This window comes from Paenibacillus sp. FSL H8-0457, assembly GCF_038051935.1.
Taxonomy (GTDB): Bacteria; Bacillota; Bacilli; order Paenibacillales; family Paenibacillaceae; genus Paenibacillus_AQ; species Paenibacillus_AQ lautus_A.
In genome coordinates, this window is the sequence record NZ_CP150293.1 from 2,973,889 (window position 1) to 2,998,881 (window position 24,993).

Annotated in this window: 22 protein-coding genes and 1 pseudogene; 17 read left to right on the forward strand and 6 right to left on the reverse strand. The window is 49.4% G+C overall.

Annotated features, from left to right (window positions below):
* Positions 1-33: 33 nt before the first annotated feature.
* Complete coding sequence (locus MHI43_RS13340; protein ID WP_036663506.1) at positions 34-1,497, reverse strand: glycoside hydrolase family 32 protein; 1,464 nt, start codon at positions 1,495-1,497, stop codon at positions 34-36.
* A gap of 191 nt (positions 1,498-1,688) precedes the next feature.
* Between MHI43_RS13340 and MHI43_RS13345 the strand changes: the two genes are divergently transcribed.
* From MHI43_RS13345 to hisC, 11 genes and pseudogenes are all read left to right on the forward strand, one after another.
* Complete coding sequence (locus MHI43_RS13345) at positions 1,689-2,597, forward strand: ROK family protein (RefSeq protein ID WP_036663503.1); 909 nt, start codon at positions 1,689-1,691, stop codon at positions 2,595-2,597.
* Positions 2,598-2,729: 132 nt separating this feature from the next.
* Entirely contained in the window at positions 2,730-4,337 is a 1,608-nt protein-coding gene (locus MHI43_RS13350) for a response regulator (protein ID WP_036663501.1), read from the forward strand.
* An 8-nt stretch (positions 4,338-4,345) separates the two neighbouring features.
* Positions 4,346-6,142 carry a sensor histidine kinase gene (locus MHI43_RS13355; RefSeq protein ID WP_036663498.1) on the forward strand — a complete coding sequence of 599 codons (1,797 nt, stop codon included), beginning with the start codon at positions 4,346-4,348 and terminating at the stop codon, positions 6,140-6,142.
* 114 nt (positions 6,143-6,256) lie between these two features.
* The gene (locus tag MHI43_RS13360; RefSeq protein ID WP_036663497.1) at positions 6,257-7,663 is read left to right on the forward strand and encodes a sugar ABC transporter substrate-binding protein; all 1,407 of its coding nucleotides are present in this window, start codon (positions 6,257-6,259) and stop codon (positions 7,661-7,663) included.
* An 84-nt stretch (positions 7,664-7,747) separates the two neighbouring features.
* Complete coding sequence (locus MHI43_RS13365) at positions 7,748-8,680, forward strand: sugar ABC transporter permease (protein ID WP_036663496.1); 933 nt, start codon at positions 7,748-7,750, stop codon at positions 8,678-8,680.
* Complete coding sequence (locus MHI43_RS13370) at positions 8,677-9,510, forward strand: carbohydrate ABC transporter permease (RefSeq protein WP_036663493.1); 834 nt, start codon at positions 8,677-8,679, stop codon at positions 9,508-9,510. The genes MHI43_RS13365 and MHI43_RS13370 overlap by 4 nt, the downstream gene beginning before the upstream one ends.
* Before the next feature lie 30 nt (positions 9,511-9,540).
* Positions 9,541-10,698: a glycoside hydrolase family 172 protein gene (locus MHI43_RS13375; RefSeq protein WP_015734863.1), complete on the forward strand. Its 1,158-nt coding sequence runs from the start codon at positions 9,541-9,543 to the stop codon at positions 10,696-10,698.
* A gap of 84 nt (positions 10,699-10,782) precedes the next feature.
* A pseudogene (locus tag MHI43_RS13380) lies at positions 10,783-10,914 on the forward strand (MFS transporter); the annotation flags it as partial.
* 130 nt (positions 10,915-11,044) lie between these two features.
* Positions 11,045-12,649, forward strand: a complete 1,605-nt coding sequence (locus MHI43_RS13385; RefSeq protein WP_036663491.1) for an alkaline phosphatase family protein — start codon at positions 11,045-11,047, stop codon at positions 12,647-12,649.
* Between the two features lie 140 nt (positions 12,650-12,789).
* Positions 12,790-13,095, forward strand: a complete 306-nt coding sequence (locus MHI43_RS13390) for a Dabb family protein (RefSeq protein WP_036663489.1) — start codon at positions 12,790-12,792, stop codon at positions 13,093-13,095.
* A 50-nt stretch (positions 13,096-13,145) separates the two neighbouring features.
* Entirely contained in the window at positions 13,146-14,273 is a 1,128-nt protein-coding gene (gene hisC / locus MHI43_RS13395) for a histidinol-phosphate transaminase (protein ID WP_051425369.1), read from the forward strand.
* Between the two features lie 153 nt (positions 14,274-14,426).
* Here hisC and MHI43_RS13400 read toward each other — a convergent pair whose 3' ends face one another.
* From MHI43_RS13400 to MHI43_RS13410, 3 genes are read right to left on the reverse strand one after another with little or no spacing between them, the layout of a single operon-like run.
* A complete protein-coding gene (locus tag MHI43_RS13400; RefSeq protein WP_036663487.1) occupies positions 14,427-15,509 on the reverse strand; it encodes a Ger(x)C family spore germination protein in 1,083 nt (360 codons plus the stop codon).
* Position 15,510: 1 nt separating this feature from the next.
* Positions 15,511-16,605, reverse strand: coding sequence for a GerAB/ArcD/ProY family transporter (locus MHI43_RS13405; protein WP_036663485.1), 1,095 nt, complete (start codon positions 16,603-16,605; stop codon positions 15,511-15,513).
* Positions 16,598-17,932: a spore germination protein gene (locus MHI43_RS13410; RefSeq protein WP_036663483.1), complete on the reverse strand. Its 1,335-nt coding sequence runs from the start codon at positions 17,930-17,932 to the stop codon at positions 16,598-16,600. Before MHI43_RS13410 ends, MHI43_RS13405 begins: the two co-directional genes overlap by 8 nt.
* Positions 17,933-18,082: 150 nt before the next feature.
* Between MHI43_RS13410 and MHI43_RS13415 the strand changes: the two genes are divergently transcribed.
* A complete protein-coding gene (locus MHI43_RS13415) occupies positions 18,083-18,763 on the forward strand; it encodes an NAD(P)H-dependent oxidoreductase (RefSeq protein WP_036663482.1) in 681 nt (226 codons plus the stop codon).
* 39 nt (positions 18,764-18,802) lie between these two features.
* Here MHI43_RS13415 and MHI43_RS13420 read toward each other — a convergent pair whose 3' ends face one another.
* Positions 18,803-20,197, reverse strand: a complete 1,395-nt coding sequence (locus MHI43_RS13420) for a PLP-dependent aminotransferase family protein (protein ID WP_036663480.1) — start codon at positions 20,195-20,197, stop codon at positions 18,803-18,805.
* 128 nt (positions 20,198-20,325) lie between these two features.
* Between MHI43_RS13420 and MHI43_RS13425 the strand changes: the two genes are divergently transcribed.
* Both MHI43_RS13425 and MHI43_RS13430 read left to right on the forward strand, forming a co-directional pair.
* A complete protein-coding gene (locus MHI43_RS13425; RefSeq protein WP_235201811.1) occupies positions 20,326-21,279 on the forward strand; it encodes a DMT family transporter in 954 nt (317 codons plus the stop codon).
* 30 nt (positions 21,280-21,309) lie between these two features.
* Entirely contained in the window at positions 21,310-21,495 is a 186-nt protein-coding gene (locus tag MHI43_RS13430; RefSeq protein ID WP_049788689.1) for a DUF2512 family protein, read from the forward strand.
* 84 nt (positions 21,496-21,579) lie between these two features.
* On the opposite strand, the gene MHI43_RS13435 is transcribed toward MHI43_RS13430, so the two are convergent.
* Positions 21,580-22,086, reverse strand: a complete 507-nt coding sequence (locus tag MHI43_RS13435; protein ID WP_015734872.1) for a DUF3231 family protein — start codon at positions 22,084-22,086, stop codon at positions 21,580-21,582.
* A gap of 196 nt (positions 22,087-22,282) precedes the next feature.
* Here MHI43_RS13435 and MHI43_RS13440 point away from each other — a divergent pair, with 196 nt between their 5' ends.
* The 3 genes from MHI43_RS13440 to MHI43_RS13450 all read left to right on the forward strand — a co-directional run bounded on the left by MHI43_RS13440 (position 22,283) and on the right by MHI43_RS13450 (position 24,891).
* The gene (locus MHI43_RS13440) at positions 22,283-23,137 is read left to right on the forward strand and encodes a manganese catalase family protein (protein WP_036663478.1); all 855 of its coding nucleotides are present in this window, start codon (positions 22,283-22,285) and stop codon (positions 23,135-23,137) included.
* A 218-nt stretch (positions 23,138-23,355) separates the two neighbouring features.
* On the forward strand, positions 23,356-24,339 hold the full coding sequence (locus MHI43_RS13445) for a phosphotransferase (protein WP_036663477.1): 984 nt from the start codon (positions 23,356-23,358) through the stop codon (positions 24,337-24,339).
* Between the two features lie 15 nt (positions 24,340-24,354).
* Positions 24,355-24,891 (forward strand): GNAT family N-acetyltransferase, encoded by a 537-nt coding sequence (locus MHI43_RS13450; RefSeq protein ID WP_036663475.1) that lies wholly within the window; start codon positions 24,355-24,357, stop codon positions 24,889-24,891.
* Positions 24,892-24,993: the final 102 nt, after the last annotated feature.

A 24,993-nucleotide genomic window follows, 5' to 3' on the forward strand; every position in this document is an offset into this window, starting at 1 on the left:
TAAAGGAGACTTTAATTGTTTTGAAACAGGTTATTATAGTGATCCTGTCTTGAGCTTGACCTTATTGACTTTAACGGAGCCCTCGTTAGCAAAAAAACCGAGGTGGCCAGTTTTGAAGTTATAGACACGCGTGGTCATCGCGATCTTGTCGTTGACATACAGACATAAGATATCATCTTCCAAAATCACTTTAACCGTGATCTTGTTATGTTCAGAGAACGAAAACGGCCTTTCCAGCTCGATCATCTGAGGTTTGTCGCCGGCAATTTGCCATTGAAAGAATCCAGGTTCGGTTCTAGGCCACATATCGAAAGCGATGCGGTTGTGAAACGGATCGAATTTAATGAAATATCCGGTATCGAGAACTTTGTCGGTTCGCAGCGCGATCCCAAAGTCCTTTGTATCTTTCCAATCCGTAAATGCTGCTTCGACTAGAACCTGGGAAGGCACTTCATTAAATACACGGTAAGCCAATCCATCGGGAGACTCCAGTTCGAATCCGCTTTCATCGTTGTGGCGGCAATTTTTCTCTGATTCTGGAATGACGTCTGCTTCCGTATTAAAATGCTCATAAACCGATTGAGGCATCCGAACAAGTAGATCACCGTCATTATTTTGATAAATCTCATGCACGACAAGTGTTCCAGCCCATTCCCAATCCCCAAAATCACTTGCTCCCTGCTTGGAAGGAACCCAGCCGAAAGCATATCTTTGCTGGCCATCCGAGGCCGTCTTCGCCGCGTAAAAGCCTCTGCCGTCAAAGGTGTCAAGAATCGGTGAAGAGTATACGCCTTCGATACTTTTGCTTTTTTTGTAATGTGTCACGAACTTTTCGCTAAACGTCGAGTAGACCAGGTAGTGCCAGTCTCCCATTTTGAAATAATCCGGGCATTCCATGGTGATGTATTTGTCCGGACTGTAAAACGGTTCCCGATAACGCCAGCTCTTAAGATCATCGGAAGTAAGAAGGGCAACGCACCCACCTCTTCTTTCGGAGGAATTCATTTGCCTTGAGGTGACGAGCATCCAGTACTCTTGCCGTTCTTCGTTGAAAAACACAAATGGATCACGCCAATCGAATTGCTCATAAATGACTCCATCTCCATAAAGCTTAAAATCTTCATCTTTCGTCCAATGGATTCCATCGGTACCGGTAGCCTTCAACACGACCTGTAAGGGCTTTCCGTCAACGCAAAATTCAGGGTTGGGATTATGACCGGTGTAGAAAAGGTGATAGTTACCGTTTCGATCCTTAATCACTGAACCGGTATATGCGTTACGGTCCGGCTCGGTTTCGCTACCGTTTGGCAAAGCTACGCCATAATCTTCAAAATCCAAGCCGTTTTTGGTGGTGATCAGGTTCCATGTCGTATGATTCCCATAATCTCCACCAACTCTTTGATCATGGAGATAGTAGAGCTTGTACTCTCCATGGTCATAGAACGGGATCACATCTCCGACCCATCCGTCTTTCGGTTTGTAAAATACTTTTTTCATCTCGTCATCTCCATTTAGTAAAACGTTTTACAAAAACATATTAACACAATTATTATAGTTGTCAACGGTTACAATAGCTTTGTGATATAGGGTTATAAAAAATATTACCAGATATTGAAAACTAAATAGTAAAACGTTTGCCAAACGTGTAGAATGATATCGAAACCATTTACAATTCAGGAGGAACAAACATGAGGATTGGTGCAATTGAAGCGGGAGGAACGAAATTCATTTGCGGGATTGGCAATGAGAAAGGAGAAATTTTGGACCGGATCAGTTTTCCAACGGATATACCCGAACCGACACTTGAGCAAGTAGTAGCGTACTTTAGAGACAAAGACATTGAGGCAATTGGAGTGGGTTCCTTCGGACCGATTGACCTGGATCGTTCCAGTCTCACTTATGGGCAAGTTACCACGACCCCCAAGCCGGGATGGAGCGGGTTTGACTTCGTGGGGTTTATGAAACGAAATTTCCCTGTTCCGATCGGTTTCGATACCGACGTGAATGCTGCGGTGTTCGGTGAGGCAATGTGGGGAGCCGCCAAGGGATTGGATAGCTGTGTATACTATACGATTGGGACGGGTGTTGGTGTAGGTGTGTTTGCGGAAGGCAATCTGATTCATGGTCTTGTCCATCCGGAGGGTGGACATGTATTGACCCGTCGGCATCCAGAGGATCCATTCAAAGGCTTCTGTCCTTATCATGGCGATTGCCTGGAAGGCATGGCCAGCGGACCTGCGATTGAGAAACGCTGGGGATTGAAGGGAAGCGAGCTGCCTGAAGACCATCTGGCTTGGGAGATGGAAGGATTTTATTTGGCTCAGGCCATTTCGGGGGTAATTCTGTTGCTGTCGCCTAAAAAAGTGATTCTCGGCGGGGGGGTTATGCATCAGAAACAGCTTTATCCGCTCATTCGTAAGAAAGTGGCTAAATTTTTAAACGGATATGTTGCATCCCCAGCTATTCTTGACGATCTGGAGAATTATATCGTTTCACCAGGCTTGGGTGATAATGCCGGATTGTGCGGTGCTCTTGCACTAGGTATTGAAGCTAGTAGCAGGAAAGCAGGAATTCATTATGGCGGGGTTAAAGTTTGACGACTGACATTGCATCAATAATATGTACAGGGGGCTTTCAATAATAGAATTTTTGGAGACCCCTATTTTATTCACAATGAGATAAAGCTGGTGGTTCTTTAATGGACTCTGGCCATGGAAGGGGGAATAATGATGTATCACGTGCTTATAGTAGACGATGAGCCGCGTCATCGCCGTGGTATTGCTGAAATGATCAAAACGCTCCGACCGGACTATCGTTTATTTATGGCCAAGGATGGGGCAGAAGCTCTGCGTATTGCTATAGCCAATCGGATTGATATAACATTTACGGATATTCGTATGCCAAATATGGACGGTTTTGCGTTGATCGAGCAATTAGTGGAACGTAGCGAATCGATGAAAATCGTAATTCTGAGCGTGTATGGGCATTTTGATTATGCCAGGAAGGCGCTCAAGTTTGGCGCGTTCGATTATTTACTTAAACCATTAGAATCGAGAGATATGTCGGATATGCTGAACAAACTAGACACCGCGATTGAAAAAGAGCGGATGCGCCTTCAAGACGGAGCGAATCTTCAGGAAAAACTGAATTCAACTATCCCCGTCTACGAGCAGCACTTGCTCAGTCGCTGGGTACGGTCGGTGGCGAATGAAGACGAGCTTCGGGAAATCGAAGGGTTGGTCCCGCAGGGCCAGGTCGGTTTTGTCATCGTCGCCAAGCTTTCCAAGTCCGAGATCGATGAGAAATATCATGGCGAGGAATTCACGGAAGTCAAAGCAAGCCTCAAGGACTGGATGGGTCAGGTCGCCGAATCGATCGGTCCGACCCTATCCTTTTACCTGGACGGAGACGAGCCTATGCTTATCTCCGTCATTACGCCTGCACATTCCTTGGAGTGGCTGATGAAGAGGGAGGCTGAGCGGTTAACCGAATTTATCGACCGGGTTCGCCTGGAATTCGGACTTACCTTGTCGATAGGCGTAGGCGACGGCGTAGTCGATCTCTACCGGGAAGCGCCGCGCTCCTTCAAGCAAGCCTTGCATGCGCTGGACTATACCTTTTATTGCGGCAGCGGGAAAGTTGTCGTTAATGATGGAATCGCTTACAACCCGTACAAGCCGTCATTGGAATTAGTTCCCGCCGATACCGGAATCGCAGCCGCCGTGGCGAACAGGGAACGGGAGAAGGCGATAGAGTCTTTGAGCTTGTTGATCCGGCAGCTGTTGGATGGCGACTATCCTTCTCCTTCCCACTTGAAGCACAGCATTTTGTATGTGCTGGTGAACCTGGTCAAAGCAAACGAAGCGTCTATACGGAGCGAGGAAGCCAACAATTTCGCTTCCGAGATGGAATTTCAGATTCCCGCTTGCGCGACGCTTGATGAAGTCGAGGAGAAAGCAGGCCATTATTTGAACCGGATCATCGACAGCATCGAGAACCGGAGAAACAACAAAAACGAGCGGATCATTGCGATGTGCAAAGCGTATCTCGCGGAGCATTACATGGAGGATCTTTCGCTGGAGCTTGTCGCGAAACGGTTCTTTTTCAGCCCTGCCTACTTCAGCAGTTTTTTCAGGTCGCATACTTCGATGACGTTTACCGAATATTTACTGAAGCTCAGGATGGATAAAGCCAAGCAAATGCTGGAGGGCGGGAACCGGAAAATTTCGGAGATTGCCTTAAGCGTGGGATTCAGGGATGCGGGTTATTTTACCCGGATTTTCAAGCGGGAGACCGGCCTTTCGCCGGAGGAATTTCGCAAGAAAGACCTGCTGTAGGTGACGCCATGAGACTGAAAAACAAGCTGATTTTATCTTATATCATCTTGATCACGCTGCCCCTTGTCACCTTAGGGACGGGATCCTTCTATGCCAGTAAAAATATGATGCTTAAGCTGGCACGGGATAACGTGACGGAAATCGTGCAAAAAAACAACCAAATCATCGACGAACGGTTGAAAATCATTCAGGACAACAGTCTTTCCCTGATGGTTGAATGCGACCTATTTCAAATTTTCGACGGTGCCGCCCCTGCTCAAAGCAAACTGTTGGCGACAAATAAACAGGTTACGGAAATTTTAAACCGTTACTTCTCGCAATCCCGGGATCTGTATTCGGTGGAGCTCGTGACCCGGGCATTCGTTTACGGAAGCAAAGCGCGCAATACGTATCCGCCGGATCATTTTTACGACTCCGAACTGTACCGTCAGGCCTCCGAACAGAAGGGGCGTTTGGCTTGGGTGCCGACTTATGATTATAGCCTGATGCATCAATTGCCGGATTTGGCCGGTGCCGATATCGAATACCGTTATTTATTTTCCGCCGTTCGGCAAATGAATCATTCCTGCGTCCGCAATGACGCGATCGTGCGGGCTAGAGCAGGTTCGGAAAAACCCGTTCTTGTCATGAACTTCCGGGACGGCCTCTATGCCGATCTTTTCCGGAACAGCATCCCGATCGAAGGTTCGGTATTTTTGGTGGCCGGCGCAGACGGCACGATCATTTCCCATGCGAATGCGGAATTCGTCGGCCGGAAACCGTCTTTCCCCTGGCTGGCCGAAGTGCAAAACCGCGGTAGCGGAGCATCCTTCGTTATGGTGGACGGAAAACGGACGATCGCCTGTTACACGACATCCGCGATCACGGGCTGGACGTCGGTTGTGTTGATTCCCCCTGGCGCGTTGACCAAAGATATCGGACAAACGATCACCTTTTTTATCCTTACCCTGGGCGCCTCGCTGCTGCTGCTTTCCCTATTTTTCGCCTACCTGATTTCCATGCGGATTACCTCGCCGGTCAGAAAATTGCTGCTCGCTATCAAACGTGTCGGAGGCGGCGACTTCAACGCCAAAATCAAGGTGGAAGGGAAGGACGAGCTGGGGCATGTGCTGATGAAGTTCAACAGCATGAACGAGAAGGTGAGGCAGCTGATCGAAGAAAATTATGTGGCCAAACTCAGGGAACGCGAAACGGAAATTCTGGCGCTGGGCATCCAGCTTAATCCCCATTTTCTTTACAATACGCTGAATATCATCAACTGGATGGCTGTTTACGGCGAGAAGGAGCAGGTCAGCCGAATGTTGGTCAGCTTGTCTCGCATGCTGCATTATACGACGGACAACCGCAAAGATTCGATGCCACTCTCCGAGGACATGGGTTGGCTGCAGGATTACATCGTCATCATGTCCAACCGGTTTGAGCATCGTTTCCGGGTTGATTTCGACATCGAGCCGGAACTGATGAAAGCCCGGGTACCCAAGCTTTTTCTTCAACCCCTGGTAGAGAATGCGATCATCCATGGCTTCAGGGATATGGAAAGCGGCGGACTGATTACGATCTACGGGCGCAGTTTGGGGGACGATATCGAGTTTTGTGTGGAAGACAACGGTTGTGGGTTCGAGCCGGAACGCCTAAAGGAGGCGCTGGGGGAAAACGCCTCCCACATCGGTATCCATAACGTCGACAAGCGGATCAAGCTGCTTTACGGCGACCGTTACGGTATCGGTATTGAATCTGTTCCGGAGCTCGGTACGCGAGTCAAACTGGTGATCCCCCACCATAAAGCCGTAAGGAAAGCGGATTGAGCGAAAAATCGTACAGGAAACGAAAAATCGTCCCATAGGCTTTCACGCGCGGCGATTTTACAATGAAAACAAGCGGCTGCAGCGCTTACATTTAAAAACGGGGGGGAGCATTACATGACAAAAAGAACGGGGAAATGGAAGGTTGCATTTATTTTCCTAACGATCATGGCGCTGTTTGTAACCGCTTGCGGAACGGGAGGCGGGGGCTCGCAAACGAACGCGGGTCAAAACGGCGGCGAAAACGTTGGAACCGACAATGGAGAAAAAGTAACGCTGAAATTCACGTTCTGGGGCAGCCCGGAGGAAAAGAAAGCGGTGGAATCGGCGATTAAAGCTTTCGAGGAGAAGAATCCGAACATCACCATAGACCCGGTGCACATTCCGGGCACGGATTTTCTGCAGAAGCTGAATGCCATGATCGCTGGCAACGAAGCGCCGGACATCAGTTATTCGGCCGCCTGGAAATTGAACATGGGCGAAGAAGGACTGATCTATAACTTCTTCGATTTGATGAAAGACGATCCGAGCATCAAGAAAGAGGATTATCTGGAGTATGCCTGGTGGAACTGGGAGCAGGACAAAAGCGCGGGTCCGTATCAGGCTTCCGTTGTCCCCTCCTTAATGTACAATGCGGACATGTTCCAAGAAGGGGGAGTGGCGCTGCCGCCTACGAAGGCGGAGGAAGCGTGGACCTGGGAGCAATTCGTGGACGCGGCCAAGAAGCTGACGCTGGACCGTAACGGCAAACATCCGGACGATCCGGGATTCGATCCGAAGAACATCAAGCAATACGGCGTTAAACTCAACCTCGGCTGGTCGTCCTATATGCCGATGGTCCTCTCAAACGGCGGGGATTATCTGTCGGCGGACGGCAAGGAATTCGGGCTGTCCAAACCGGAAGCGACCGAGGCATTGCAAAGAATAGCCGATCTGATTAATGTGCACCATGTCTCGCCGTCGCCGGTCCAGGCTAGCAGCATTCCCGCTCCGGCTACCGCCTTGCAGTCCAAAAAAGTGGCGATGATCATCGACGGCAGCTGGAATCACCTTGATTTGAGCAAAACCAACATCAACTGGGGCGTCGGCGTACTTCCGGTCATCAAGGATTACAAAACGTTTTTCCTCGGCGGGTCATTGATTATTTTCAAAAGTTCGAAGCACCCGAAGGAAACATGGGAGTTCTCCAAATTCCTCACCGATCCGCAGAACGTGCTCGATTTGCACCAAGGTTTGTGGATGCCGCAGCTCAATAAATGGTACGAGGATCCGGAATTGATCGATGAGTGGGCTAATGAGGAGTTGCCCGGAAGACCGGCCGGCTTCCAGGATGCCGTGATGCGCTCAACCTATGAACATGCAGAGCCGTCACCGGAAAACAACGTCAAAAACTTTGTTGAAATCGACGCTGCGGTAGCCGCGGCTTTGGACCAGGTGTGGCTCGGCGAGAAAACGGCCGAACAGGCTATGAAAGAAGTAGAAACGAAAGTGAAGCCGCTAATACAGGGTACCTATTTGAAATAACGAGCGTTTGTCCGAAGGCGGCGCCGCGACACCGCTTGAAGCGGAACCGTCTTCGGCAGCGTTTCGACGAAGGGAAACTTGCTTATGGAGGCCATCTCTTCCCATACCGGGAACCGTATGCGAAAAAAACGCCGCACACTAAGAGAGCTTTACGGTTGGCTGTTTGCTTTGCCGGCTATTCTGGGCTTGCTGATCTTTACGCTCGGCCCGATGATGTACAGCCTGTACATGAGCTTCACCAATTACACCGGGTCGAATACGCCGAGCTTCATCGGGCTCGATAACTATAAGCGAATATTCGGCGGCGAAGACCAATATTTTTACAAGTCGCTGTCCGTTACTTTTTATTTCGTCATCCTTAGCGTACCGACCGGCATCGTCTATTCCTTTTTGCTGGCGATTCTCCTGAATCAGAATGTCAAAGGGAAGTCGATCTTCCGAACGGTTTTTTATCTGCCATCGATCGTGCCGATCATCGCCATTTCATTTATTTGGCTGTGGCTGCTCAATCCCGATCTCGGCCTTGCCAACGAGCTGCTCCGCTCCCTGGGCCTTCCTGGAAGCCAGTGGATTTTCGGAGAGAAATCGGTCGTTCCTTCCCTGGCTTTAATGAATCTGTGGACGACGGGCGGAACGATGATTATTTTTCTGGCGGGCTTGCAGGATATTCCCCGTTCGCTGTACGAAGCGATTGAGATGGACGGCGGATCGCGGCTCAATAAACTGCGGCATATTACGATTCCGATGATGACGCCGACAATCTTCTTCAACCTGATCATGGGCATCATCAACGGTTTTCAGGTGTTCTCGCAGGCTTATGTCATGACGAACGGCGGCCCTAATAACGCCAGCTTGTTTTATGTATTTTATTTGTACAGGGAAGCCTTTCAGTTCTCGCGAATGGGGAGCGCCAGCGCGATTGCCTGGGTGCTGTTCGCGATCATTATGGTGTTGACGTACGTGGTGTTCAGAACATCGAATAAATGGGTTTACTATGAGGGGGATGGCGCGCGATGAAAGCCAAGGCTTGGTTTGAAAAAGGACTGATTTACCTGGTGCTTGCGGCCGGGGGAATCTTTAGCCTGCTGCCGCTGGTTTGGCTCATCCGCAGTTCCTTGATGAATATGGGGCAAATTTTCGAGCTGCCGCCCGTGTGGATTCCTTCGCCCGTCCAATTATCCAATTACAGTGAAGCGCTGACCATTCTCCCTTTCGGCCAATATTTCATGAATACTGCGATCATCGTTGTCTTTTCGGTGCTGGGCGTCATCGTGACCAGTTCGATCAGTGCCTACAGCTTCGCCCGAATGAAATGGAGAGGCAGGAACATGGTGTTCGGCTTGCTGCTGTCCAGCATGATGCTGCCGTACGCGGTTACGCTGATCCCGACGTTTATCGGCTGGAGCAAAGTGGGCTTAACCAATTCCTTTATCCCGCTCATTGCGCCGGCCTGGTTTGGGGGAGGCGCGTTCAACATCTTCCTGCTGCGGCAGTTTTATCTCAGCATCCCCCGGGATCTGGATGAGGCGGCTTACGTGGACGGCGCCGGACACTTAAGAATCTTCCGGTCGATCATCCTTCCGCTGACCAAACCCGCGCTGATCGTTGTCGGTTTGTTTTCCTTTTTGGCCGCGTGGAACGATTTTCTCGGACCGCTCGTTTATTTGAACGACGAAACCAAATATACGCTTGCCCTTGGTTTGCAGCAGTTCAAAGGCATGTATTCGGCCGAATGGCATTTGATGATGGCAGCGGCCACCGTGGTGCTGCTTCCGGCCATTATCGTATTTTTCATCGGGCAGCGTTATTTTATCGAAGGCATTACATTAACGGGCATTAAAGCTTGATTTCGAATGCGAGGGAGGAGCTGAGTTAGCATGAACCAGTTATATTTGCGTAAAGAAGGAACGTCCCGTCGGCAATCCAGCTGGGATCAAACCGGAGGCAACCGTGACTTTATCGCGATCGAAGCGGGCCAAACCGCGGATATTGCGAAAATTGCCGGGTCGGGCGTGATCCAGCATATCTGGATGACCATCGCGGCCAGGAACAAATACGCGTTCCGCAAAGTGTTGATCCGCATGTTTTGGGATGACGAACGGGAACCCAGCGTGGACTCACCGGTCGGCGACTTTTTCGGCGTCGGGCATGGCGTTGCCAGCCATTATGTCTCCATGCCGCTTAACATGATTACGACCCAGGGCTTGATCGAAGACAAGGCCGCCATGAACTGTTTTTTCGAAATGCCGTTCCGCCAAGGGGCCCGCATCGAAATCGTCAATGAGTGTGAAGACGAAATCGTTTTGTACTATTACGTGGACTATGTGGAAAAAGCGGTACCGGATGACAGCTTTTACTTCCACGCTTCCTGGCGCAGGGAGAATCCGACCAAGGGGCTTGTGGACCTCTCTTTGCTGAAAGTGGAGCAGGACAAGCAGGATAAGGCCAATTATGCCGACCAGAAGGTGTATGAGCTAAAAAATCTGACCGGCGACGATAATTACGTCCTGCTCGATGCAGTGGGCGAAGGCCATTATGTGGGCTGCAACCTGAGCATTGACCACTTGAATCCGATGCCGGGTTTTAGTTGGCCGGGCGAAGGGGACGACATGTTCTTCATCGATGGCGAACCATGGCCACCCCGCCTGCACGGGACGGGGACGGAAGATTATTTCTGCGCCGCCTGGGGATATCCGGCTGGGAAATATGATGCGCCCTACCACGGCTTGTCACTGTACGCCCCGATCCGGGAAAACGGCGATGCGTGGAAAGAGAGCCATACCATCTCGTTTAACGATTATTCCGGGAAAATGACACAATACCGGTTTCATATCGTCGATCCCATCATCTTTAGAAAGTCGATCCGCTTCAGCATCGAGCACGGGCACGGAAATAGCCAATCGAACGACTACTCGTCGGTCGCATACTGGTATCAGCGCGAGCCGCATAAGGCTTTTCCGCAGATGCTGCCCGTCTCGCAGCGCTTGCCGATTCCGGAGAAGGAAAGTGCAAGGCTGTTCTACCGGACGTTCTAAAATAAATGCAGCGGCAAGCCGGAGGATTCCGGACTTGCCGCTGTTTTTTCGCTAGGGTCAAATCGCTTTCCTTCATTATTCGGAGTGTCACCGCTGGTCGGGATTAACGAATCCACCGCCGTGCCGATGGGTGCCATCCTGTTCGTCACCTCCGTGCTGGGTGCGGGTTCGTTCTTCAAACTGACGAAAACGCAGGGGACGGCAGCGGATGATTGATACAGACCATGGGAGAGAGGGCGATAAGCGACCTCTCTTTTTTAAGTTTGAACATGCTGTGAATATGCAAAATATTCCTTGCATGACATTCCCATCTCTGTGACAAAATGTACGAAGGTGGTGAATGGAAATGCGGATACAAAAAATCTTATTCGGCATGCTGTCTCTTGTATTGATCACGGTAATGGGATGCCAGCACCGACAACCTGCCGAGCAGGATTTGCTGCGGGTAAAATCCGAACAAGGAGCGACGCATAAGAAAGTCATATTCTTGATGATCGACTCCCTAATGGCTCAGGCCATCGATAAGGGCATATCCCAAAAGCAGCTGCCCACCTTTCAAACCTTGATTGAACATGGGCAATACTACAAGGATCTGGTCAGCTCTTTTCCTACGATGTCCGTTACGATCGACAGCACGATGTTAACGGGAGCCTATCCGAACGTACATGGCGTTCCGGGTCTGTTATGGTATTCGACCGACGATAAAAAATTGATCAATTATGGCACCGGACCGATGGAAATCTTAAGGCAGGGGATCAATCCGGTCCTGAACGATGCGTTAATCCATCTGAACGGGGAGCATTTACATGCGGATTCGCGTACGATCTACGAAGATTTAGCCCGCAGGGGCTTGAAATCGGGGTCGATCAACGGCTTGGTATATCGCGGAACGACCGAGCATACGCTGACGATCCCGGATTGGATACAGGGGCCGACGTCGCTGCAGAAAAAAATAAAAGTTAAAGGCCCGGATTTTTTAACCTTGGGAGCTCTGTCCAATCCCTTCGACGGTAACGAGAAATTGCCTGACGATCTCACCGAACGGATGGGGATGAACAATAAGTTCGCGATAGGGGCCGTAAACCATCTGATCCAAGCTGATAAGCTGCCGGATTTTTTGTATGTATATTTGCCTGACTTGGACCAGAAGCTTCATAAAAAGGGGCCGTCGGAGCTCGAAGGCGTCAAAAAGGTGGATCAGCAGCTTCAATCCTTACTGCAGTCGTTCGGATCGCCGGAAAAAGCGTTCGAAGAGGCTATATTCGTCATCGCCGGGGATAGCGGCATGACGCAGCTTCTTCCACGTGAGCAGCGTTCGGAGATTGATTTGCCTGCTATGCTGAAAGGCATCCGCATATTAAAGCCGGGTGAGGATCTCAAGGATGAAACCGAGATTGCGCTGGCGGTGAATGAAACGATGGCTTACGTATATAAGTTCAAGCCGGATCGTACGTTGCGAAGCTTGGCCGAAATCATAAGCAAGGATGACCGCATTGATTTTGTTGCATGGAAAGAAGACGAATGGATTCACGCCATGCAGGGATCCACGTATAAGGAGCTCCAATATAAAGAGAAGGGCAGCCTGATCGACCGTTATAAACAAGCTTGGACCGTGAAGTTGGATGCCGAAGTGCTGGACCTTCAATTGAACGCCAAGACTCGCACTTTGGACTACGGGCAATATCCGGATGTGCTGGCGAGATTGTCAGGGGCGCTGAACTCCCATAAAGGGCAATTCTTGGTGGTCACGGCTAAACCGGGATACGAATTGGCGGACCGAAGCTCTCCGACCCATGAAGGGGGCGGGGGCCACGGATCGATTCGCCACATGGAATCGCTTGTTCCGCTGATCATTGTCGGAACAAACGAGAAGCCTCCGCATTTACGTATGGTTGACTTGAAAGCCTATTTGCTTGATTTGCTGGCGAATCACAATCAAAAGGCAAAATAGTGCTGCCGATGAACCTTGTGCTAGGCACCCTGTTCCAATTTTTTTGGAAAAGGGTGCCTTTTTAATAGCGATTTTTTTGGCCTTTGCCGTTATAATATGATGTAATTCTTGCCCAGAAAAAGAGAAGGAGTTGGACTAATATGTCATCAAACCGCTTGATTCATTCCGTTATTTTTTCGCTTAAGCACGAGAAAGGCTCGGAGGAGGAGCATCGTTTCCTGGAGGACGGACGAGCTGCCCTCAGCACGATTCCAACGGTCCAGGAGTTTAGGGTATTCAAGCAAATCAGTCCCAAAAATACATACGATTTCGGCTTCTCCATGAAGTTTGCGAGCGAAGCCGATTATGAAGCCTACAATGTGCATCCTCAGCATGTTGATTTTGTCGAGAATCGCTGGGAGAAGGAAGTCGAGCAGTTTCTGGAGATCGATTACAGCGAGATATAGAAGAGGCCCATAAATAGTGGCGCCATAAATCATGTTAGGGGGAGAAAACATTGACTAGAGCAGGGGAAAGGTCGGAGCTTCAAATAACGCCGCGGCCGGCGCTAGGACGTCTGAAGCCTTACACGGCGGGTAAACCCATCTGGGAAGTGCAGCAAGAATACGGACTGGATCGCGTCATTAAGCTGGCTTCCAATGAAAATTCGCTCGGTCCTTCGCCAAAAGCATTGCAAGCCATTCAGAATCAGCTGCCTGACCTGCACCGTTATCCCGATGAACGCTCGGCCGTTCTTGCGCAAGCGCTTGGCCGACACCTGGGATTGGCAGCGAATCAATTCATCGTGACGAACGGCGGAGATGAGCTGATCATGCTGATTTCACGGGCGTATCTGGAGCCTGGCGACGAGATTGTGGTGCCCGATCCGACATTTAGCGAATACGAATTTGGCGCATTTCTCATGTCGGGCACGGTCATTAAGGTGCCGCTGCGCGAGCCATATGCTTTCTCTGCTGAAGATATGCTGGCCGTCATTACGGAACGTACCAAAATCGTTTATCTGTGCACGCCGAATAATCCTACAGGCACCTACATGCCAGAGACCGAAATGAGAAAGCTGCTCGACAGCCTTCCGGATCGTGTGCTGGTTGTCATTGATACCGCATACCGCCATTATGCCACGGCCTCCGATTATTCGGACGGCATCGGCTTCATCAAGTCGGGATATCCGGTCATCACCCTCAACACCTTCTCTAAAATTTACGGGCTTGCGGGCATTCGGGTCGGGTACGGCGCTGCTTCCGAAGGGATCATCCGCACGCTGCTGCAGGTTAAGGAGCCCTTTAACGTGAATGCATTGGCACAGGCAGCGGCAGCGGCTGCGCTCGGGGATGAAGAACATGTCGATGCATCCCGCCGGATGAATGAACAAGGGAGGCACCAAATCTATGAGGGCCTGAGCCGATTATCGATTCCTTATGTCGAGAGCATGAGCAATTTCATTCTGGCAGAGCTTGGCGAACATGCAGACAACATATACCATCAGCTGCTGGAACGGGGGATCATCGTACGGTCAGCCAAAGGGTGGGGGCTTCCGCGTCATATTCGGATTTCGGTAGGAACCGCGGAAGAAAATCAAGGTTTGCTGGACGCTCTACGCGAGATCCTGGTCCATTCAACATAAACCGATGAAGAAGGATACATGTAGCATAACCGTGGAGGCAAGGATCACATCAAAAATCTTACAGCAACCAGCTCATCCAAAACAAAAAAAGGGCCGCAGGCGCGGCTCTTTTTGTTTTGAGTTCCATCTGTTTTTGATCCATTTTTCCGGGACCTACAGGTTTTTAAGATTGCCGCGATTCTCAATGACGGTCGTAACGCTCAGCTTGAAATCCAGATCGGGATAATACGTCGTTCTCCAATCCTGCAGTTGTTCGCGGGTCAGGTGGTTTCTGAAATGTTGTCCCAGGGCCAGTATATCCGCTTGTTCTTTTTGCGTTTGCTTAAACATCTGATTCAGCCTGGTGGTGAGCAGTTCTTCCAGCTTCCCGTTGATCTGCTCTTCCGTCGGGTGTCCCCTGGAATCCAGGATGGTGACTTTCAGCCTGAGATGGCTTCGAAGGTAAGGTCTTCCATCCTTCATCCAGCTGCGATGAGTCAGCCTGTTGCTAATGATTTGAACGGTGGCGCTATTCATAACCTCGACCTTCCCGAATGCGCTTTTTCCGTAAAAGGCATTGGCAACAAGGGTTTCGTCAGGCCCGATTCGACCTGTCATCCTGCCATTCTTGATGATGGCTGAGCCTACGCATTCGATACTGGTGGATCTGCCTGAACGGATGATCGGGACGATCACGTCGTGCGTATAGGAATGAATGCTTCGAAACATTTGCCATATGCGCGTGTCTGCCAACTGGGGGTTCCATCCGGCGTTTTTTTCAAAAAAATCATATACGATGCTGCCGCTGTGCTCCGATTTCTCCTGCATCTTTGAAAAGAATTGATCCAGCTCTTCATCGCAAATTGCTAGAAGCGTTTTGGATGAAATGTCCCTGGACCGATTAAACGCGGAAATAATATCTTCCATGCCCTTGCTTGCAAAGTTCTTATCCACGATGACGATTTTCAAATGAAGCAGATCCACTTGAGTCTCCATGTTCATGCTCATATGATCGATGATTTCATTGATGGTGTTGCCCGTATCCGAAACGATATTGACGGTACTGGTTTCATTTGTGACCGGAATGTCCAGAAACACCTTGTATTGATTCTCCTCGGTTAACGAAATGCCCATGATCACCGGAAGCGAGCGATGGTTAATGTCTTTGTTATCCCAGCAGCCTGCAAGCAAGGGGACCAGGGCAGCCAGCATGAGAAAGCACTTCAAAGGATGGCCGATGTTGACCGGGTTGTCCATTTCAGGTTACCTCCGTTGCACGGTTTGCTTTGTGCTTCTGCCGCCATCCGATAAGGAACGTGATCAGCGGAAGCACCAGGAAAATATACATTCGCAAAGGAATAATCCACACCTGTAGATTCTTGAGGGAATTCCAGTTGGGGATGGCCAAGGATATGGCAAACAGACCAGCGGTCAAAGCAATCAACAGATAGACGCTGGGGACGTTCGGGACGGCCTTCTGGGCTAGCGTCGCAAGAACCCATAAGGTAACTCCCAAGTACAGCAGCGCAAATGCCATCAGACTTAACAAGAAGAAAATCGTGATCCGATCAAACAACAGCCAGGTGATATTCACGGTGTCTATGGTCATCAGCATAGGAAATTGGTATAACTCGGCGGTGGATTGACCAAAGGTCAGAAGCGGCAAATAGACCGATAAGAAGAACATGGGCAGCAGCAGAAGGCAGCCCAGCATCATTTTCTTGAGACTGATATGTATGGAAGGCGGCAGCAATCCCAGGAAAAAGGAGCCGCCTGCGTAAACGAATAAACTGACCAGAAAATCGGGCTTGGCGATGAAATGCAAGGATTGCTCGCGGTCAATGAGCGGCAGCAAGTAGTACCAATCCACATTTTGAAAGCCTAGGCAGAGAACAAACAAAATGGGGAACATGAACAAAACAACCAACAGGACGCTGGTTCGCGCCATGCTGGGCATTCCTTGCCACGCCATGAGTAAACCAATGGCAATCAATAGCAGCTGGACCGCCCACAGCGGCGTGCTCGATAAAAAGACCAAGGTTAACATCTCTGAATAGGCCCTTAGTGTTACGATGATAGCGATACCGAAATAAAAGAAAGCAGGAAGCAATAAAATCCACGCGAGATATTTGCCGGTGCTGCGGAACATATCCACGACGTTCCTCTGTGCGGCCCATTTCAGACCTTTAATGTACATATAAAGGGCAGCCGCATGCAGCGCATAGCTGATCGAGATTCCGATCCAGTGCCCCATGTCCATGCCGGAGAACATATCGGAGGGATAGAGAAAAAAAATAAGCCCCATATGACAAACCACGTACAGGATGGTTGCTTGATAACCGTTCTTATCCATTTCGCTCATCCTTCTGATTCAATGTAGGTAAAGACAGGTAGGGAATCCCCATACTTTTCTGATGACCCATATACGCACAGATGACAACGATTCCAGCAAGCAATCCCAGCATGCCGTAGATGGCGGACAGTATGATCAGCATATACTTGAACACTCGCACGGATACGGAGTTTTGGAATCCCACCACCGTAGAAGAAGCAATGGTTGTACCCGCCAGCACAATAATCAACAGGTTGCTGACGAGTTTGGCGGATACGGCAGCTTGGCCAAGTATGATACCGCCTACCATCGTAATGGTAGGACCCACGCTTTTAGGCAGACGGACGCTAGCTTCCAGGATAAGCTCCAGAACGATAAGGAGCAGCAGCGTCTCGACAAAGGCGGGATAAGGGACTTCTTGCCGGCTATTAGCTATCGAGAGGGCCAGTTGAAGCCGAAGAACCTCGGGATTGACGGATACCAGAGCAACATAGAGTCCGGGAATTATCGTCGCGATCAAGACGCCGACGACTCTCAAGATTCGGATCAGGTACATGAAGGGGAGGGGGGAATTATGATCGTCCTTCATGCAGAACATATCCATGACAAGGCTGGGGATAATGATTGCGAACGGATAACGGTCAAGCATTAACACGGCCTTGCCCTGCTGAAGGGAGTGGGCTGCGTTCTGCGGAAGTTCCGTCATGTTGAAGTTGGTTACGAGCGACCACGTGTTTACGCCCAGCATCTTTTCGAGCTGCTGGATATGATGAACATCCTGATCCATTTCCGCTTTGATTTTTGCTTGAATGGATTGTAATAAACGTGGTTTGATCTTGTCTTTCTGATAAATTAACAATAAGGATTTGGGATGACTCTTCCCGACGGTGTACGTTTCCACCTGCAAGGAGGATCCGGTGCAATGTTTTCGAAGAATGCCGATGTTCGTATTGATATCTTCCAGAAAGGCGCTGCTGGAGCCGTAAAGTGTATTCTCGGTTTCGGGAGATGTGACGGATCGGGTGACAGTTTTCGATATCGGAAGAACGGCGCTGCAGGCTCCGGACGCGGGTTCCAGAATGATCAGGTGGCCCTTCATGATGTCGGGTACAACCACTTCCAATTTCGGTTCAACAAGCTCGCCCACGATTTTAAGCAGATCAGCGGGCGCCAGGGCAATTTCGGTTAGATTCGAGGTTTGGGTTTGAAGCGATGCGATGCTCTGGGGAATATCCACTAATGAATCCAACCCGATCACCTGGACACGATATTGCAGCAATCGAATTTCAACATTGAAATAATCGGCATTCGCTTTGAAATATTCAGCCAGGCTTTCATTGAGGTTCATATCTGCATCCGCTCCCCGCCATACTTAATGTTAGATATCATTTCCATTGCAGCCCCTGCTTTATGCATGAAAAGTACGGCCGGCTGATGTCACAATCGCATTGCCTTATTTGTCTATATGTTGGAATAGACGAAAAAGGAGAGAAATTGAATGGAAAAAATGCTCATTATTAATGCTCATCCGAAGGTGGAAGCAGCCGCCTCTGTCAGTTTACAGGTGCTTCAGCATTTTGTAGGGGCGTACACGAAATGGAATCCAGCAGGGATAATCGAACAGGTGGATTTATACCGCGATCCTATACCTGCGATTGACTACAGGGTTCTTGAGGCATGGAGCAAACAGGGAAGAGAGGAGCCGCTTAACGAAGAGGAGCAGCAGATCACGGATCGGATGTCCGTCATCCTGAAGCAGTTTAAGGATGCAAGGAAGTATGTCATAGCCATGCCATTGCACAATTTCAACGTTCCGTCCAAGCTTAAGGATTATATCGACAACATCCTCATCGCGCGGGAGACATTTCGGTACACGGAGAACGGTTCGGAAGGCTTGCTAACCGATGGCCGCCGTTTGCTGGTCATTCAGGCAAGTGACGCCATCTACACGAATAATGACTGGTATGCCGAGGTGGAATATTCACATAAGTACCTTAAATCCATGTTTAATTTCATGGGGATCATGGATTATCAGATCATCCGGGCACAAGGGAATGCCATTCTGGATCGAAGTCAAATTCTGGAGAAGGCTTTTCAGGAAGCCGAAACAGCTGCGAAGGCCTTGGCTATGGCGGAGACTTCAAATAAAGAGCCTATGCGAAGTGGATTAGCGGAATAGGAATGTATCATGAACAAGGCTGCCTGATGGCAGCCTTTTTTATAAGTATCCGTGATCCTCTAAATAAGCATGCAGGAGCATAATTCCTTCACGGATCTCGCCAGGCTCAAGATGGCCGTAACCAAACAGCAGCTTGTTGGTGTGGAGACCTTTTTGAATGCTGTGATAATCCAGCGGCGTGATGCGTATTCGATCTTGCCTGATCCTCTGCCTGAAAGCCTCGTCAAAGACAGCCCCGGGAAACTCTACAGCAAGATGCAAACCGGCTGCATCTCCCCAAGAACGCCACTCATCTCCAAAGTGTTCATGTAATGAAGACAAGAGGACCTGCCTGCGTTCGCCGTAGATCTTACGCATTTTCCCGATATGCCTGTCAAATTTCCGGGTATGTAAAAATTCGGCCAAAGCAGCCTGTTCAAAAGGGGGATTCTGCACATCGGTATGGGTACGTAACCGGCCCCAGCTTTGTTGAAGCTGACGGGGAACCACCGCGTAACCGATGCGAAGCGCAGGGAATAGAACCTTGCTGAATGTGCCGACATAGACCACCCTATCGGGATCCATGGCATATAAAGGCGAGACGGAATCCCCGTAATATCTGAACTCGCTGTCATAATCGTCCTCAATGATATAGCTGTCGTTCTTTCTGGCGTAACGAATAAGGGCAGCGCGCCGATCGGCCGGCAGGATACCGCCAAGCGGAAATTGGTGGGAGGGGGTGACATACACGGGACCACTTGATTTGCCGCCCAGCAGATCTGTTTGCATGCCGCATTCGTCCACGGGAACTGGATGTATGCGATACCCTTTATTGATAAACGTCTGCAGCATCTCGATATTGCAAGGATCTTCAAACCATATCTCCTGACGGTCCCGAAAGAGCAAATCGGCAAGGATGCTGAGCGCATGCGTCGCGCCTGCCGTTATGTATATATCCTGGGCATCCACGCTGAGTCCTTTGCTGCGATATAGCCATAAAGCGATTTCATTGCGCAGCGCCGGCAGGCCCTGGGGACCCGTATAACCCAGCAGGGCGGAGCTCATGCCGCCAAGGGTTTTCGATGAAATCTGCTGCCATGCGTACCGCGGGAATAACCTCAGTTCAGGTTGGCCCGTGCGAAAATCCGCTGCAAAGTCAGGAGGACCTTTTTTCTGCGACCGTGGTGCGGCGTCAGTCGGAGGATCCAGCACGATGCCTTGGGCGACGCGCGTCTGCGCTCCTTGCCTGCTGACCACATAGCCCTCGACGTTCAGCATGTCCAGAGCTTCGTTGACCGTGGCACGAGATACGTTCAGATCCCTGGCCAATTGACGGGAAGAGGGGACGGCTTCTCCTGACGGCAGGTTTCCTTGAACGATCTTATCCCTTATGGCCAAATAAATTTGGCGTTTGAGCGAAACTTCGCTATTCCGATCTACTTTGATTCCCCACATGTTGGCTGGACCTCCAACTGGTATGCTTATATTTGTGTTCAACTGGCTATTTCATCATACCAGTTAATTTCCTATGATTATAGCATAGATTAGCGGCCATCGATTGGAGATTTCAAGGGGATGTGATCATGTTGGAACGATGGAAAGGGATGCTTTATTTAATGGGGGCTTTCACGCTGGCAGGAACCTCTGTCATCACGGCGTGGCAGTTGAACGGAAAGTTAGGAACTTTTACCATAACGGCGGCCAGCTTATTGCTGGCTCTGTTATGCATGCTTCCTCTTTGCATGATGGATTTGAGGAGAACGGTTGGCAGGCTTTCATGGGGTGAATGGGGGTATCTGTTTTTTCAGGCGCTCTTGGGTATGTTTCTGTTCCGGATGCTTCTACTGCATGGCCTTCTTCATACTAGCACGGCAGAAGCCGGAATACTCACGGGGACTACGCCCGCTTTTACCGTGATGTTGGCATTCATGCTCCTGAAGGAATCGGTTAGCGGCAGCAAGCTGGCAGGCATTCTCAGCACGGTAGGAGGCATCCTCGTATTACAAGGAATGCTCACGCCCGGCCTTTCTTTCAAGGTGCAGCACATATACGGGAACTTGCTGGTGCTCTGCGCGGCTCTAAGCGAATCCGGCTTTAACCTGCTATCACGTATCGGTTCGGTGAAGCAAACGGCTTCCCCAAACCATGCCATGCATCCTGTTGTCCAAACGACGCTCGTCTCGGCGATCGCCTTCCTATTATGCTTGATTCCCGCAGGTTTCGAGGATCCTGTCAATTCTTTGGCCGCCATCGGGTTACGAGAATGGCTGGCACTGATATGGTATGGTCCGATCGTGACGGCCGTGGCGTTCATCATGTGGTATGCCGGCATCAAGCGCTGCCATGTTTCAACAGCTGCCGCTTTTTCCGGCTTGATGCCTTTCACGGCTCTATTGTTATCTGTCATCGTACTAAAAGAACCCGCAGGATGGGAGCAATGGGGAGGAGGGATCCTGGTCGTTCTCGGTATGTTCCTCATTGGCAGGCAGCAGGCCAAAAGCCCTTCTTCGGCCAAACCGCTTCAAGGAAAAGTTTGAAAGGATAAAATTGGGTTATAGATTATACATGTGGTCGCTATCGTTGCGGATGCAGGGCCGGTACTTGTCATGCTCTGGCTTATTGGCGAATTGGCGAACTGGACACTGGAATTCCCGGTGATTCTACTCATCGTGGCGTTAGCGGGAATCTTTGAATATTTCTTCCACATCTGGCTCCTGCGTGATCATCAGCCCGTCAAGAAGCAGCAGGCTTAGCAATGATCCGATAATTTGCAAAAAAACAGTGAAAGCACTCTGAGCTTTATCAGCTCAGAGTGCTTTTGTGTCTAAACGCTATTTTTACTCGGGTCTCTTGATTTGAAGTGGTGGCGGAATAAGCCAGCCTTTTTCCTTATTCATCTGAAGGATTCGCACACCCTGCGCCGTCTTGGCGAGATGATATTTAGCGAATAATGCACCGATATCCTCCCGGATCGATTGTCCCATGATTTGGCTGCATGATACCAGTCCGAGTGAGGTATCCGCTGCGATTTTGGCCGCGATTTCCGGATCCGTGAATCTTGCGCCAGCCGGAATATCCTCAAGTTTGACAGAGGGTCTTTCGGGAAGCCCCGGTGCAGGCGGGATTCCGTTGTCGGTAAGCAGCTCATCGCATTCTTTAATCTCGAGTTTCGCCTGATCCAGCAGATCATGAAGAATTTTTTTAAGGTCTTTATCTCCCGCGTGATTCAAATAAGCCTCGTAGCAGGATACCATGCCTTTTGCCAGCATCGAAGCTGACCATACGCTAAATATTTCCCCATAATGCATGGGCTCATTTTTAGGATTACCGCTTAAAATTCCCAATCTTATTCGCTCCTTTAATATTTATCCAAACAGAGTCATTATGTACAGGAGATTATTTTTTCATTCTTTTCTAAAAAACAAAACGGGAGTCTCGGGCGTTTGCAGGAAATCATTGTATCGGGTGCAGGCGCATGGAACAAGAGAGGCCAACGCAAACTGGATGCGTGACAATATAGAAGAAGCGGAGGATATCCACATGTATTTTTACAAAGAGGATCTGATTAACCTTATCGTTCCGGATAAACCAGATCCCGCAGCTGCCAAAGTCCTGCAAGAAACGTTAGGCGGCCGGTTCGGCGAAATGCGGACGATGATGCAGTTTTTCTTTCAGAGCAGCAATTTTCGAGGAAAGGCAACGCAGTACCGAGACTTGATCCGCGGCGTTTTTTTGGAAGAAATCAGCCATGTCGAATTGGTTCAACATACAATCAACCAGCTGCTTACCGGTGCTGGAGCAGAAGGAGCGGGTAATTCCGGCACGGATGCGGCCCCGCTGAATGAAGCGATCCAACATGCCAATCCGCATCATTTTATTATGGGAGCCCAAAGTTCTTTGCCTGTGGACGCCGCCGGAAATCCGTGGACGGGAAACTACGTGTACGATCACGGCAATCTGGTAGGTAATTTGCTCGATAATGTCGTACTCGAATCTACGGGAGTGCTTCAAAAAACACGGATTTATGAGATGAGCACGAACAAGGCCTTCCGCGAAACGTTGGCTTTCCTCATCGTGCGGGATAATGCACATCAAAATGCTTTTGCGAAAGCTTTGGAGACGCTTGGCGTGGAATGGGGTAAAATATTTCCTGTACCGAATTATGACATCCATAAATACCCGGAATGTCAGAAATACGTTGATATGGGCTTCCACAATGCTCAGTTCAATTTCAGGCTGGATGACACACGCATCGGCGAAATATTTAGCGGTCAAACACCTAGCAGAAACGGCGGGGAATTACAAGTGGTTCAACCGCCGGAGGGTTTTCCGTTACCTGAGATGCCGGAGCTGGCCAACGAGCATGCACCCGGTTTATACGATTTGAAGCAGTAAGTCTGCATCCGTTCGGATATGCAGGTTATTGAACAAAAAGAGGCAGTCATCGGGCTGCTTCTTTTTTGCGTAGTTCTGATGCGTCTGAAGTCATGAGAGTTATTGTCTTTTTGTGATTATGACCTACCTAGGTTTATATAAAAAATAATTATAATCATACGGTTTATATATAAGAGTTTGTCGAGGATGATACCCTTGAGTACAAGGAGGGATTTGGATTGAGTTTATTTCCTGTCACTTACTCGCTTCTGTCTAAACAAGCGGTAGGGTTACATATCCAACACCATTATGAGATCGGTTCCGTTGTGAAAATTCAGTATTTCTTGCGGGGGATGAACGATACGTACGCAGTAGAAACAGATGTTGATAAGTATATCTTCCGTATCTATAGGGCTGATCGAAGAAGACGGCCTGACATCGAGTTTGAATTGGATTTGCTGCGGTTTCTCAGTGCGAACGGGATCAGCGTGTCAGAGCCCATTCCGGGAAAAGACGGCGCGTACCTTAGCGGGTTTAACGTCATGGAGGGAACCCGGTACGGGGTTCTATTTCAATATGCGGAAGGGCAAGAGATGCCGATTCACGCCGCAGCGGACAGTTACCGGTTCGGTGAATCCATCGGCTATATGCATAAGGCGGCGGATCAATTTGAAAGTCGGTTTGCAAGGGAACGGCTGGATATGGAGTTTCTTATAGATCAGCCTTTATCCATCATCAGATCCTATATGGAGCATCGGTTAACCGATTGTAACTACCTTAGTGACATGGCAACGGAACTTAAGAAACGAATCTCGGAACTCGAAGTTCAAGGTTTAGATTGGGGCGTTTGCCATGGAGATTTGCACGGCAATACGAATGCTGCATGGACACAGGACGGAAAGCTGACCCATTATGATTTTGATTTATGCGGTTACGGCTGGAGAGCTTACGATATTGCGGAGTTTAGGCTGGCCAGAGAAATACATAGCAGACATGACCCGGAGGAAGTGGAAAGATTATGGGACGCTTTTCTGAGAGGGTATTGTAGCGTCAGATCTCTCAGCGAAAATGATCTTGCTGCTGTCCCAGTATTTGTTGCCATTCGGCAGCTTTGGCTCTTTGGTCTATGTTTTCGTGATTCGGAATTTGAGGGCATTGCCGACTTTGATGAAGGTTTTATAAATAGCAAAATGCAGTATTTCAAGAGTTTGGAATATGTCTAGGATGGAGGAAACTATATGAAAGTTACCGTGGAGTTAACCGATGCTTCCACCAAATTTATGATTAACAATCTATATCCGCTATATTTGCACGATCTATCGGAGATATGGGGCTGGAAGCCGAATCGATACGGCGTCTTTGAGGATAACGATACTAGAACCTTATATGATCAGAATCAAGTGTTTGATATATGGTGGGAGAAGCCCTCGGTTTTGTTTCCCTATCTGATTCGAGTGGAAGGTATCCCGGCAGGGTTCGCCCTCGTAGCAACCCCGCCATACACTTTTGGCAGTGAATTTTACATGAATGAGTTTTTTGTTATGAAACCCTTCCGGGGCAAACATGTTGCTGAGAATGCTGCATCGCAAGTGTTCGGTAAGCATGCCGGCAGCTGGGAGGTCCAGACGAATGCCACCGATCGCAATAAGCGGGCGCAGGCATTCTGGAGAAAGACGATGCACAACTATGTTTCGCCCTCTTGCGTGCAGGAATTTGTTGCAACGAGGGACGACAATGAGATGCTAATCTTTCAGTTTGTATCATTGCGGGAGTAAAGTCTGACACACATATATGTTTTCTAAACAAAAGAATGATCGACATGGCGGAAAAACAATTCATACTTGAGGTATGAGTTGTTTTTTTATTTATGTTTCGGG

Excerpts from the sequence above, each read along its gene's own strand:
- MHI43_RS13340 (WP_036663506.1), bottom strand. The coding sequence starts at position 1,497 with ATGAAAAAAGTATTTTACAAACCGAAAGACGGATGGGTCGGAGATGTG.
- MHI43_RS13345 (WP_036663503.1), top strand. The coding sequence starts at position 1,689 with ATGAGGATTGGTGCAATTGAAGCGGGAGGAACGAAATTCATTTGCGGG.
- MHI43_RS13350 (WP_036663501.1), top strand. The coding sequence starts at position 2,730 with ATGTATCACGTGCTTATAGTAGACGATGAGCCGCGTCATCGCCGTGGT.
- MHI43_RS13355 (WP_036663498.1), top strand. The coding sequence starts at position 4,346 with ATGAGACTGAAAAACAAGCTGATTTTATCTTATATCATCTTGATCACG.
- MHI43_RS13360 (WP_036663497.1), top strand. The coding sequence starts at position 6,257 with ATGACAAAAAGAACGGGGAAATGGAAGGTTGCATTTATTTTCCTAACG.
- MHI43_RS13365 (WP_036663496.1), top strand. The coding sequence starts at position 7,748 with ATGGAGGCCATCTCTTCCCATACCGGGAACCGTATGCGAAAAAAACGC.
- MHI43_RS13370 (WP_036663493.1), top strand. The coding sequence starts at position 8,677 with ATGAAAGCCAAGGCTTGGTTTGAAAAAGGACTGATTTACCTGGTGCTT.
- MHI43_RS13375 (WP_015734863.1), top strand. The coding sequence starts at position 9,541 with ATGAACCAGTTATATTTGCGTAAAGAAGGAACGTCCCGTCGGCAATCC.
- MHI43_RS13385 (WP_036663491.1), top strand. The coding sequence starts at position 11,045 with ATGCGGATACAAAAAATCTTATTCGGCATGCTGTCTCTTGTATTGATC.
- MHI43_RS13390 (WP_036663489.1), top strand. The coding sequence starts at position 12,790 with ATGTCATCAAACCGCTTGATTCATTCCGTTATTTTTTCGCTTAAGCAC.
- MHI43_RS13400 (WP_036663487.1), bottom strand. The coding sequence starts at position 15,509 with ATGGACAACCCGGTCAACATCGGCCATCCTTTGAAGTGCTTTCTCATG.
- MHI43_RS13405 (WP_036663485.1), bottom strand. The coding sequence starts at position 16,605 with ATGGATAAGAACGGTTATCAAGCAACCATCCTGTACGTGGTTTGTCAT.
- MHI43_RS13410 (WP_036663483.1), bottom strand. The coding sequence starts at position 17,932 with ATGAACCTCAATGAAAGCCTGGCTGAATATTTCAAAGCGAATGCCGAT.
- MHI43_RS13415 (WP_036663482.1), top strand. The coding sequence starts at position 18,083 with ATGGAAAAAATGCTCATTATTAATGCTCATCCGAAGGTGGAAGCAGCC.
- MHI43_RS13420 (WP_036663480.1), bottom strand. The coding sequence starts at position 20,197 with ATGTGGGGAATCAAAGTAGATCGGAATAGCGAAGTTTCGCTCAAACGC.
- MHI43_RS13425 (WP_235201811.1), top strand. The coding sequence starts at position 20,326 with ATGTTGGAACGATGGAAAGGGATGCTTTATTTAATGGGGGCTTTCACG.
- MHI43_RS13440 (WP_036663478.1), top strand. The coding sequence starts at position 22,283 with ATGTATTTTTACAAAGAGGATCTGATTAACCTTATCGTTCCGGATAAA.
- MHI43_RS13450 (WP_036663475.1), top strand. The coding sequence starts at position 24,355 with ATGAAAGTTACCGTGGAGTTAACCGATGCTTCCACCAAATTTATGATT.